The 12,160-nt window shown below is 65.8% G+C and carries 7 protein-coding genes; 4 read left to right on the top strand and 3 right to left on the bottom strand.

The genetic code is table 11. The annotated features are described in order from the left end of the window. The first annotated feature begins 82 nt into the window (after positions 1–82). Positions 83–2,647, top strand: coding sequence for a DEAD/DEAH box helicase (locus IE92_RS0104125; RefSeq protein ID WP_030143608.1), 2,565 nt, complete (start codon positions 83–85; stop codon positions 2,645–2,647). A gap of 25 nt (positions 2,648–2,672) precedes the next feature. After that, the gene (locus IE92_RS0104120) at positions 2,673–3,083 is read left to right on the top strand and encodes a hypothetical protein (RefSeq protein ID WP_030143607.1); all 411 of its coding nucleotides are present in this window, start codon (positions 2,673–2,675) and stop codon (positions 3,081–3,083) included. 67 nt (positions 3,084–3,150) lie between these two features. On the opposite strand, the gene IE92_RS0104115 is transcribed toward IE92_RS0104120, so the two are convergent. After that, the gene (locus IE92_RS0104115; protein WP_245601211.1) at positions 3,151–5,274 is read right to left on the bottom strand and encodes an APC family permease; all 2,124 of its coding nucleotides are present in this window, start codon (positions 5,272–5,274) and stop codon (positions 3,151–3,153) included. Positions 5,275–5,431: 157 nt separating this feature from the next. Further along, entirely contained in the window at positions 5,432–6,094 is a 663-nt protein-coding gene (locus IE92_RS0104110) for a TIGR00645 family protein (protein ID WP_245601210.1), read from the bottom strand. Positions 6,095–6,376: 282 nt separating this feature from the next. Between IE92_RS0104110 and IE92_RS0104105 the strand changes: the two genes are divergently transcribed. Beyond that, on the top strand, positions 6,377–10,027 hold the full coding sequence (locus IE92_RS0104105; RefSeq protein ID WP_052367278.1) for a S8 family serine peptidase: 3,651 nt from the start codon (positions 6,377–6,379) through the stop codon (positions 10,025–10,027). A 66-nt stretch (positions 10,028–10,093) separates the two neighbouring features. On the opposite strand, the gene glnA is transcribed toward IE92_RS0104105, so the two are convergent. Next, positions 10,094–11,518 carry a type I glutamate--ammonia ligase gene (glnA, locus tag IE92_RS0104100; protein WP_030143603.1) on the bottom strand — a complete coding sequence of 475 codons (1,425 nt, stop codon included), beginning with the start codon at positions 11,516–11,518 and terminating at the stop codon, positions 10,094–10,096. 139 nt (positions 11,519–11,657) lie between these two features. Between glnA and IE92_RS0104095 the strand changes: the two genes are divergently transcribed. Beyond that, positions 11,658–12,095: an RDD family protein gene (locus tag IE92_RS0104095; RefSeq protein WP_030143602.1), complete on the top strand. Its 438-nt coding sequence runs from the start codon at positions 11,658–11,660 to the stop codon at positions 12,093–12,095. Positions 12,096–12,160: the final 65 nt, after the last annotated feature.

Raw genomic sequence — 12,160 nt, 5'->3', positions numbered from 1 at the left:
TAGCGTGTGTCTGCCCGGTGGTGTTTGCGCGCACCCGTGCGGTGTGCGGCATCCGGGGCCGCGTTTCTGGGAGAATGGACCCATGTCTTCCTCCGCAGCACCTTCCCGTCCCGGACTCTCCACGCGCATCGATGAGCTGTACGCCGCCAAGGCCAGCGCCGACGACGTCTTCGAGTCCTTCCTCGACTGGGCTACCACGGGCGGGATCACCCCGTATCCGGCGCAGGAGGAGGCGCTGATGGAGCTGGTCTCGGGGGCGAACGTGATCCTCTCTACGCCCACCGGCTCGGGGAAGTCCCTGGTCGCGATGGGCGCGCACTTCGCCGCCCTGGCAGCGGGGGAGCGTACCTACTACACCGCGCCGATCAAGGCGCTGGTGAGCGAGAAGTTCTTCGCCCTGGTGGAGGCCTTCGGTGCCGAGAACGTGGGCATGGTCACCGGGGATTCGGCGGTAAACGCCGACGCGCCGATCATCTGCTGCACCGCGGAGATTCTGGCCAATCAGGCGCTGCGCGAGGGTGAGGATGCCGATATCGGCCAGGTGGTCATGGACGAGTTTCACTTCTACGGCGACCGCGATCGCGGCTGGGCCTGGCAGGTTCCGCTGCTGACCCTGCCCAAGACGCAGTTCCTGCTCCTGTCGGCCACCCTGGGCGATGTAACCGACCTCAAGGCCGACCTCAGCCGCCGCACCGGTCGTGACACGGTCGAGGTTACCGGGGCGACCCGTCCGGTGCCGCTGCACTACAGCTACGTGCAGACTCCCGTCCAGGAGACCATCGAGGAGCTGCTACAGACCCAGCGTGCACCGATCTACGTGGTGCACTTCGCCCAGGCGGCCGCGGCCGAGCGTGCGCAGGCGCTCACCAGCGTCAAGATCGTCAGCCGAGAGCAGCGGGACGAGATCGCCGAGGCGATCGGGGACTTCCGCTTCACCACCGGCTTTGGCAAGACCCTCTCCCGCCTGGTTCGGATGGGCATCGGCGTGCACCACGCCGGTATGCTGCCGCGCTATCGCCGCCTGGTCGAGCAGCTGGCTCAGCGCGGGCAGCTGCGGGTGATCTGCGGCACCGACACGCTCGGCGTGGGCATCAACGTCCCGATTCGCACGGTGCTGCTCTCGGGTCTCACCAAGTACGACGGCGTCAAGATGCGCCAGCTCCAGGCGCGTGAGTTTCACCAGATCGCCGGCCGGGCCGGCCGCGCGGGCTTCGACACCGCCGGCGACGTGGTCCTCGAGGCCCCCGAGCATGAGATCGAAAACCTCAAGCTGATTCAGAAGGCCGGCGACGACCCCAAGAAAAAGCGCAAGATCATCCGCAAGAAGGCCCCGCAGGGCTTTGTCTCCTGGGGTGAGGCGAGCTTCGAGCGCATCATCGAGGCGCAGCCCGAGACGCTGGTGAGCCATATGGAGATCACCCACTCGATGATCCTGAACGTGGTTGCCCACGGTCGGGACGCGTTTGCCCGGGTGCGCGCCCTGGTCTTTGACAACCATGAGTCTCGGACGCGCCAGTTTGAGCTGGCCCGGCGCGCGATTGAGATCTATCGGACCCTGGTGTCCGCGGGCATCATCGAGCGCTTCACCGAGGAGGACGGCACCATCCAGTACCGTCTGACCGTCGAGCTGCAGGCAAATTTTGCCCTCAACCAGCCGCTGTCGCCCTTTGCGATTGCCGCGCTGGAGCTGCTGGATCCCGATGTGCCCACCCATGCCCTGGACGTCATCTCGGTGATCGAGTCCACCCTGGATGACCCGCGCCCGATCATCAACCAGCAGCAGTTCCTCGCCCGCGGCGAGGCCGTGAACTCGATGAAGTCCGAGGGGATCGAATACGACGAGCGGATGGAGCTGCTCGAGGAGGTCACCCACCCCAAGCCGCTGGCCGAACTGCTGGATGCGGCGTTTGAGATGTACGCCACCGAGCGTCCCTGGGCGCGCGACTTCGAGCTGCGTCCCAAATCCGTGGTGCGCGACCTGTACGAGCGCGCGATGACCTTCACCGAGTACGTGAGCTTCTATAAGATCGCCCGCTCCGAGGGACTGGTACTGCGCTACCTGTCCGATGCCTACCGGGCGATCAGCCAGAGCGTGCCCGAAGAATTCAAGAGCGAGGAGCTGCGCGACATCATCGAGTGGCTGGGGGAGCTGGTACGCCAGGTCGACTCGAGCCTGCTGGATGAGTGGGAGGAGCTCGCCCACCCGGATCCCGAAAAGCACGCGGCGCAGGCTCAGGCGCTCCCGCCTGCACCGCGCAACATCCTCTCCAATCCGCGGGCATTCCTGGTGCTCATTCGCAACGAGATGTTCCGCCGGGTCCAGCTGGCCGCCCGCGACCGGTTCGAGGAGCTCGGGGCGCTGGACGGCGCCGCGGGCTTCGATGCCGACGCCTGGTCGGAGGCAATGGACGCCTACTACGACGACTACGATTCGCTCGGCGATGGACCGAGCGCCCGAGGCCCGCAGCTGCTCACCGTGGACCAGTCCCCGGCCGAGTCCGAGGGTGTGTGGAAGATCCGTCAGGTCTTCGAGGACCCCGAGGGGGACGGCGACTGGGGGATCTCGGCCGTGGTCGATCTGGCCGAGTCCGTGGAGGCCGGCGAGGCGGTCCTCCGGGTCACCGCGGTGGGTCCGCTTCTCGGATAGCGGTCGGTATTGATAGCGTGTCTCTATGACCACTACACACAGCCGTGAGATGAGCCCGGCGGACGAGCGGAGCTCGGGAACACTTTTCTCTGTTTTCGGACTCGGTGTCTTCCTCTCGGGGATCATCTACTATGCCACCACCTCCACCGCGCCCGAGACCTCCGTGGGCCCGATCGTGAACACCGTGCTCATCGTGATCGGTGTGCTCCTGGTTCTGTTGGCCTTCTGGAAGCGCCTGAGCACCGGCAACCGAGCCGCCAGCGCCGTCCTGGGCCTGGCCCTGATCGTGCTGCCGCTGCTGGTCAACCAGGGTGAGCGTTCGGCCGAGTGGACCATGCACGTCCTCGGTTTCCTCGCCATCGCGGGCATCGCCTTCGGTGCGATTGTCGGGGTTATCTCCTACATCTCCATGATTCGCGCACCCAAGTCGCGCTAGTTTTTCGCCACGCAAAAAGCCGGCCGTCACGAACACTCGTGACGGCCGGCTTTTTGTTTATCCGGGCCTACTTGTCCTCGGGTTCCGGGACGATCGTGTTGGCGATCGTGTCCGCGCCGGGTTCCTGCGGAGGCTTGACCGCACCCTCGGGCAGGCGCATCGCGCCGTTGGACACCCGAGCCCCCGCGGGACGCATCGGGGCCGGTCGCTGCGGCAGGCCGCGGCGGGCGTCTCCGGGCAGCGGACGGGAGCGACGACCGTAGATCATCTCCGAGGAGTCCAGCAGCCACGGCACCAGGCTCACCGTGACGCCGTGGACAAGCAGCAGGCGCTGCTGGATCTGGCGCGAGCGGTGGTTGTGCAGCAGTCGCTCCCACCAGTGGCCCACGATATAGGTGGGCATGTATACGGTGACCACGGCCGGGCCGTTTTCCACCCGGTCGCGCTTGATGAACTTCGAGACCGGGATCGCCACGTCGCGGTAGGGCGAGGGGATGCAGGAGATCTCGATTCCCAGATTCAGCGCCTCCCAGTCGGCCTTGAGCTGTTTGCTGCGTTCGGGATCGATCGAGGCGTGCAGCGCGATCAGGCGGTCGTGCTTGGCGGCGCGGGCATAGTCCAGCGCCTTGAGGGTCGGCTTGTCCAGGCGGCCCACCAGGACCACGGCGAGGTCGCCGTCGGATCCGAAGCGAATGTCCGGGTCGACCTGGATCTCCTGGGCTACATCGCGGTAGTAGCGGTGCACGCCGGCCATCAGCAGGCCGAGGATCGGCATGATCACAAACACCACCCACGCGCCGTGGGTGAACTTGGTCACGGTCACGATCAGCAGCACAACCAGGGTCAGCGTGGCGCCCAGGCCGTTAATCAGCAGGCCCGACATCGAGCCCGGTGCCGACTTGTTTTCGCGGCGTACCCGACGCCAGTGCTTGACCATGCCGAACTGTCCCAGCGTGAACGAGAGGAACACGCCGATCACGTAGAGCTGGATCAGCTGGGTCAGGTTGGCCTGGAAAACCAGTAGGATGCCGATCGCGACCAGACCCAGGATGATCACACCGTTCGAGTAGATCAGGCGGTCGCCGCGGGTGTTGAGCGCCTTGGGGGCGTATCCGTCGCGAGCCAGGACCGAACCGAGCATCGGGAAGCCGTTGAACGCGGTGTTGGCGGCCAGGAGCAGCACCAGGGCGGTCGCGGCCTGCACCAGGAAGAACAGGAAGCTGCCGTCGCCGAAGGTGGCCGAGGCCACCTGGGCGATCAGCGAGCGCTGCGGGGTCGAGGCACAATCGGCAAAGCCCTGCAGGTCGCAGGGCTTCTCGGCGTAGTGCACGCCGGTGGTCAGCGCGAGGGCGGTCAGGCCGGCGAACAGGACGATCGCGATCCCGCCCATGGCCACCAGGGTCTTCTGGGCGTTCTGGATCTTGGGCAGGCGGAACGCCTGGACACCGTTGGAGATCGCCTCGACGCCGGTCAGCGCGCTACAACCGCTGGCAAAGGCCCGCAGGATCAGCAGCACCATGGCGGCCTGGGTGAGACTTTCACCGTGAACCGTGTAGTTTGCCGATTCGGCCACCGGGGCGTCGCCCAGGGTCATGCGGACAAAGCCCACCACGATCATCAGGAACACGCTGCCGGCAAAGATATACGTCGGCAGCGCAAACAGCTTGCTCGACTCGGAGACGCCACGCAGGTTGACCGCGACCAGGATGATCACAAAGGCAATCGCGAGCTCGACGCGCCACTCGTTCAGGAACGGCAGTGCGGAGATGATGTTGTCCACCCCCGAGGCGATGGACACGGCCACGGTGAGCGCGTAGTCCACCAGCAGGGCGGCGGCCACGGTCAGTCCGGCGGTCTCGCCGAGGTTCTTCCGTGCCACCTCGTAGTCGCCACCACCGGAGGGATAGGCCTTGATCAGCTGACGGTAGCTGAGCATCACCACGAGCAGCAGGATAACCACGCAGGCGGCGATCCACGGTGCCAGCGACAGGAACGCCAGGCCACCGATCATCAGGATCATTAACAGTTCTTGCGGTGCATAGGCAACCGAGGAGAGGGCGTCGCTGGCGAAGATCGGCAGGGCCAGTCTCTTCGAGAGCAGCTGGCCCTCAAGTTTGTCCGTCGGCAGTGGATCGCCGAGAAGGATGCGTTTAGCCGAGCGTTGATCTCCCGGCGAAACTTCGTTATGCACGCTGTGCTCCCCAATAAAAACGTCACCCGACGGGTGCGCCGGATGATTACCTCGTACATTATGCACCTGTAATTGGCGGCTTGCGCAACGGCCCGCTTCCTTCTCGGCAAGGTCGAAGGAAGCGGGCCGTGGGGGTTGGGGTGAAAATCCCCGTGATTTAGCGGTTTTCGGCGGGAATACGGGCATCGGCCGGCGCGTTAAGCGCGATCGCCTCCGCCGAGTGTGATGCGGCCATCTGATAGGAGTGTTGCATCTTGTCGATGAACGCCAGAGCGATCGCCGAGACGATGAAGGCGAGGTGGATGAGGACCTGCCAGAGGATCGCCGACTCGGTGTCACCGAGGCCCTTCCCATCGGTGGAGAGCTTCCCGATTTCGATGAAGGTCTTGAGCAGGTGGATCGAGGAAATGCTGATGATCGCCACGGCGAGCTTGAGCTTCAGCATGTTGGCGTTCACATGGGCGAGCCAGTCCGGCTCGTCCGGGTGGCCGTCCAGGCGCATCCGCGAGACGAAGATCTCGTAGCCACCGATGATGACCATGATCAGCAGGTTTGCGACCATTACCACGTCGATCAGGCCGAGCACACTCAGCATGATCAGGTTGGAGTCGATGTGGGCGGCGTCCGTAACAACGTGCTCCACGAGGTGCCAGAGTTCCACGCCGAAAACGTAGACATACACTACCTGGGCGATGATCAGTCCCAGGTAGAGCGGTGCCTGGATCCACCGGCTGGCAAAGATAAGGTAGGCCATCGTGCTGGTCCCGGCCGAGTTACGACGGGGTGCGGGGCGCTGGGGAGCGACGGTCTGGTCGGTCACGGAAAATACTCCTCGGTTTGGGGATCGTGAATCGATCACAACCATTATTTTAGGGTGCCGCGTGTCGCCGAGAGGATCCGGGGCCCGCGCACGGTCCTTCCGGGCGCACAGGGGATACCAGCTGTATCTCATGCCAGCTGCCAGTGAACGCGCCTAGCTTCGCCCCAAGACCGCGTCCCGCCTCCGGAGGTTCGGTCCCAGTTACCCGCAGCATGTTCTCCCCGAGACCACGCGGACCTCTGCCGCGTGAGCGCCGAAATCTCACCACGGATGGAGAAGTTGATGGCCCTACTACGAGGAATTGCCGCCGCCACGCTGGCGGCACTGATCATTGGCGGGGGAGTCGTGTCCGCCGGTTCCGCCTGGTCGGAGGCCCGGGACCCCACCCCGGGTAACGCCGACCGGCTTGTGCGCGCGCAGGGGGCGGTTCCCCAGACGCCCATTCAGACGCCCACCCAGACTCGGGCCGGGCTGGCCCCCGCGACGGCACCGGTCTCGGTGTTTGTGCAGCTGCGTGGGCCCGGCGCCTTTGCCGCGGTGAGCCGAGCTCGGGGAGACGACAGTACCCGGACGGCGTTAGAGAGCCGCGAGGGAATCCGCGGGCAGGCGCGGGATATCGCCGCCTCGATCGGGGCCGAACCGCTGTATGTGACCACGGATGCGCTCCCGGGCATCGCCCTGACCGCCGCGCCCGATCAGATCGCCGCGCTGCGTGCCCGGCCCGAGGTTTCCAAGGTGACCCCCATCGTCACCAAGTTTGCGCCGAGTGCGCGGCAGGGCGCACCAACCGAGCCACCACGCGGTACCGGACCGGGCGGCGGGGGAGCCACCACCTATAACGCCGGGAGCGTGCGGGATACCCAGACGGCCGCCGCCTGGCGCAAGACCGGGCGGACGGGTGAGGGCATCACGATCGCGGTGGTGGATACCGGCATCGACTACACCCACGCCGATTTTGGTGGTCCCGGCACCGCCGCCGCATTTGCCGAGGCATCGACAGCCGAGACCCCGCCCGCCGGCCTCTTTGACCCCCGGAAGTTTGGTGGCGGCTACGACTTTGCCGGCGACAGCTATGACCCGAATCCCAACAGCCCGACCTTCCAACCCACTCCGACCCCCGACGCGAATCCGCTGGACTGCGCCGCGGCCGGGCACGGGACCCATGTGGCCGGGACGGCCGCCGGGTTCGGAATCCGGGCCGACGGTTCCGCCCAGGATTCGAACACCGACTTCTCCGCGCTGAGTGATGCCGAGGTGGCCACCCAGCTGCCCGGCCCCGGCGCGGCGCCACGAGCAAAGCTCCTGGCCTACCGCGTGTTTGGCTGCACCGGGAGCACCAACCTGGTGTTGCAGGCGCTGGATCGGGTGCTGGATCCCAATGGGGATGGAAACTTTGATGATCACGCGGACATCGTCAATCTCTCGCTGGGCAGCGACTACGCCCCGGTGGATGATCCCGAAAACGAGATGATCGCCTCGCTCGCCCGATTTGGCGTATTGCCGGTCATCGCGGCGGGTAACGCCGGTGACCTGTATGACGTGGGTGGTTCTCCCGGCAACGCGCCGGCGGCGCTCACCGTGGCCAACTCGATCGGATCCACCCTCGCGCTGGATAGCGCCGAGGTGCTGGCGCCAACACCCGGCGAGACCACCGGCCAGTACAGCGCCGATTTCGACTACACCGGCGCCGACCCGTCCGCCCTCACCGGCACCGTTGTTGCCGGGCCCGCGGGCGAGAATAGCGAGGGATGTGAGCCGTTCTCGGTCGACGATGCCGCCCGCGTCTCGGGTAACTGGGTGTGGCTGCGCTGGGACGATAACGCGGACACCCGCGCATGCGGATCGGCCGTGCGTTTCGACTCGGCCGCCCGGGCCGGTGCCCGCGGCGTGGTGTTGGACTCGACTCTGAATGCCTTCGACGCGGGCATCGCCGGCATCGCGGCGATCCCCGGTATCCAGCTGACCCGCGCCAGTTCCGAGGCCCTGCGCTCGAGCATCGGAACGCTGCAGGTGCGCCTGTCCCCGGAGGGACGCGGAGTGGCGCGCGGAGAGTCGGGCACCAGCGGCGCGCTGGCCGAGAGTTCCTCACGAGGGCCCCACGGGTCGATCGGGGTCGTGAAGCCCGATGTGGCGGCACCGGGCACGCAGATCGCGTCGGCCGGTGCCGGCAGTGGCACCGGGGTCCGGGTGGCCACGGGTACGTCGATGTCCACACCCCTGGTCGCCGGGATCGCGGCCCTGGCTGCCGAGGGCACCGCGTTGCGCGGCAGCGAGCTCAAGGCGGCGGTTGTGAACGCCGCCGACGGCGACCTCACCCTGGGAGACACACCGTTTGCCCCGGGACGCGTGGGCACGGGGGGCGTGAACGCCCTGGCAGCGGTCACCATCAAAACCCGGGTCACCGACGCCGAGTCACCCGAGGGAATCAGCGTCGAATTCGGGGTGCGGGAAATTGGGGCGGACACGTTCTCGGAGACGCGGGAGATTGCCGTGACCAATACCTCGAACGCGTCCCGCACCTATGCTCTGTCCTATCAGGCGGCAACCGCGGTACCCGGTGCAGCACTGGATCTGCCCGATTCGGTGGTTGTGGCGGCGGGCGATACGGCTCGGGTTCCCCTCACGTTGCGCATCGATGATCCGACCGCGCTGCGAAAGAAGCGCGATGCCACCCGGGCGGGTTCCACCTGGGGTGTGGCCTGGCAGGAGCTCTCGGAGGTGTCCGGCCGGGTGCGGGTCACCACGCCGGGACAGCCCCCGGTGCGGGTCGCGGTCCACGCGGCGCCCAAACCCGTGGCGGAAATCTCGGCGGCGATTACGCCGGTGAGCCCGGGGGACGGCGATACGCCCCTGACCCTCGGTGGGCGTGAGCTCAATCAGGGAACCCTGGGCACGGACGGCTATACCTCGCTGTTGGCACCTTTCCAGCTCGGGGCGGAGAGCCCGCGTCGGACCGACCTCTCGGGCGAAGGGACCGGCCCGGAGATTCCCTCGGTGCGGGCGCTGGATCTGCGAGCCGTGGGGGCCGCAACGACCCTCCCGGCCCTGCGTGCGGCCGGCGGCGATCTGACCACCGGGAACCTCACGTTCGGCATCGCAACCTGGGGAAACTGGGCGGCGCTCACTCCGAGCTCGGCGTTCGAGGTCTTGATTGATACCACGGGGAGCGGCACCGACGACTACCTGCTGGATGTGGCGTTTGCGAGTCAGGTGTCCCTGGATCTACCGCTGATTCGGCTCACGCGTCTGGGCGCAACCCCCGCCGACAACGTGGTCATTGACTCTCAGCCGGTCAATTTTGTGGATGGAGCGGTGGACACCAACACATTTGATAGCAACGTGCTGGTGATGCCGGTGAGCCTGGCCTCCCTGGGGATCGCGCCGGATCGGGTGGGCGCGCTGAAGTATCGGGTGCGGACGGCATCCGCGCTGTGGGCACCCGGGGGCACGCCGGAGCCGGTGGATCAGACCGAGTCAGTCGAATTTGACCCGAACAACCCGGATCTCTGGGTGGATGGCGCGGCGGGGGAGCAGGGTCCGCTCTTTCCGGCCCTGACCGATACCGAGCTGCGGGTACACCGCGCTCCCGACGCCGCGTGGGATTCGCGTGTGCTGCTCCTCAACCTGCACAACGCAACGGGCAACCTGGCCGAGGGCGGGAATGGAGGGGCACGCACGCAGATCCTCGATGTTCCGGTTCTCGGTGTCTCGCCGGCCCCGTCGCCCTCGCCGGATCCGACCGAAACCACGCAGCCCACCGGCCTTGATCCGGGAACTCGGCCGAGTGCGGATGCGGCTCGGGGAGATGGGCAACAGGGGACTGGCCCGCTCGGTGCGACCGGCGCCGGCGAGTGGCTCCCGGTGGTGCTCGCGGCGCTGCTGCTCGCCCTGCTGGGCGCGGGTGCCACGATCCTGCGGCGCCGAACCCGGTAAATCACGGCGAACAAACAAAACCCTCGGGGAGCAAAACTCCCCGAGGGTTGTGTGTCAGGCGGCTAGTTACACGCCGTAGTACAGCTCGAACTCGTAGGGGTGCGGCCGCAGAGCCAGCGCCTCGATCTCGACCTTACGCTTGTAACCGATCCAGGTCTCGATGAGCTCCTGGGTGAACACGCCACCGGCGAGCAGGAAGTCGTGGTCCTCTTCCAGGGCGGACAGGGCGGCCTCCAGGTTCGCGGGAACCTGGGGAATCTCCTTGGCCTCCTCCGGGGGCAGCTCGTAGAGGTCCTTGTCCACCGGAGCCATCGGCTCGATGCGGTTCTTGATTCCGTCGAGGCCCGCCATCAGCTGGGCGGCGAAGGCCAGGTACGGGTTACCCGAGGCGTCGGGGGCGCGGAACTCGATGCGCTTGGCCTTGGGGTTGGTACCGGTGATCGGGATACGGATCGCGGCCGAGCGGTTACCGGCCGAGTAGACCAGGTTGACCGGAGCCTCGTAGCCCGGAACCAGACGCTTATACGAGTTGACGGTGGGGTTGGTGAAGGCCAGGACCGCACCGGCGTGCTTGAGCAGACCACCGATGTACCAGCGAGCGGTGTCGGACAGGCCGCCGTAGCCGTTCTCGTCGTAGAACAGCGGCTCACCGTTCAGCCACAGCGACTGGTGGGTGTGCATACCCGAACCGTTGTCACCGAAGATCGGCTTCGGCATGAAGGTTGCGGTCTTGCCCCACTGCTCGGCGGTGTTCTTGACGATGTACTTGAACTTCAGGATGTCATCGGCCGAGTGGACCATGGTGTCGAAGCGGTAGTTGATCTCACCCTGACCGGCGGTGCCAACCTCATGGTGCGAACGCTCGAGGATCAGGCCGGCGTCGATCAGCTTGAGGCAGATGTCGTCACGCAGGTCGGCGTGCTTGTCTACCGGGCTGACGGGGAAGTATCCACCCTTATAGCCGGTCTTGTTACCGAGGTTTCCGCCCTCTTCCTTGCGGCCGGTGTTCCAGGCGGCCTCGTCGGAGTCCAGCGAGTAGAACGAACCCTGCGGCTTCGACTCGTAACGAATGTCGTCGAAGATGTAGAACTCGGCCTCGGGAGCAAAGAAGGCGGTGTCGGCGATGCCGGTGGAGGCCAGGTAGTCCTCGGCCTTACGGGCGATCTGACGCGGGTCCTTCGAGTAACGCTCACCGTTACGCGGGTTGTAGATGTCGAACACCATGACCAGGGTGCGCTCCTTGCGGAACGGGTCGATGTAGGCGGTGGTGACGTCCGGAATCAGCTGCATGTCCGACTCGTGGATGTTTGCGAATCCGCGAATGGACGAACCGTCAAAGAGCTGGCCAATGGCGAAGAAGTCTTCGTCGACGGTCGCGGCCGGGATGTTAAAGTGCTGCTGGACACCGGGCAGGTCGGTGAAGCGAATGTCAACGAACTTAACGTCCGTTTCCTTAATAAACGCAAGCACCTCGGCGGAATCAGTAAACATTTTGTTTGAGCTCCAAAAATCTGTTCAGAGGGGGATGGCAGGGGGAACATCCTGCTCCGAGCGTACGCAGCAGTCATTTCCCGATGGTGTCACCCATGTTTCGGGCATGTTACGAGTCTACTCACCGTAAACTTGAGGTGTGTCAGGTGAAAAACGGCCCACCACCTTTGGTGAACTCGAACCCAGTAAGTACCCCGGCGAGCGGCTCGGGCTGCCCAATCAGGGCCCGCGTAGTATCGCGCGTGTCGGAAGACGCTTCGTTGCGCTCTGTATCGACTGGGCCATTGCCTCGGCGGTGCTGCTGCCCTTCGGCCTGCCGCTGGGCACGCTGTGGACCCATGTGGCCTTCGGCGTGTTGCAGATTATCTTCATTCCCACCCTCAGCGGAAGCCTCGGCCACCGCATCATGGGGCTGCACCTGGTGCGGCTGGGGGAGGGCGGCTGGATCGGTTTCTGGAAGCCCGTGGTCCGCACCGTGCTGCTGATGCTCGTGGTGCCCGCCCTGGTCTGGGACTCGGACCAGCGAGGCTTCCACGACAAGGTCGCCGGGACCGTGCTCATCCGCACCCGCGCCTAGTTCCTCAAACGTCTCGGGCCGAGACCGCACTCGCGGTCTCGGCCCTTTTGTTTCCTGTATTGCAG

This window comes from Mycetocola saprophilus, assembly GCF_000718085.1.
In the GTDB taxonomy this organism is placed as follows: Bacteria; Actinomycetota; Actinomycetes; order Actinomycetales; family Microbacteriaceae; genus Mycetocola; species Mycetocola saprophilus.
The sequence above is the reverse complement of the archived record's forward strand: the minus strand, read 5'-3'. Positions and strand labels throughout refer to the sequence as shown.

Coding starts and splice junctions, on each gene's coding strand:
- IE92_RS0104105 (WP_052367278.1), top strand. CDS start 6,377: ATGGCCCTACTACGAGGAATTGCCGCCGCCACGCTGGCGGCACTGATC.
- glnA (WP_030143603.1), bottom strand. CDS start 11,518: ATGTTTACTGATTCCGCCGAGGTGCTTGCGTTTATTAAGGAAACGGAC.
- IE92_RS0104125 (WP_030143608.1), top strand. CDS start 83: ATGTCTTCCTCCGCAGCACCTTCCCGTCCCGGACTCTCCACGCGCATC.
- IE92_RS0104120 (WP_030143607.1), top strand. CDS start 2,673: ATGACCACTACACACAGCCGTGAGATGAGCCCGGCGGACGAGCGGAGC.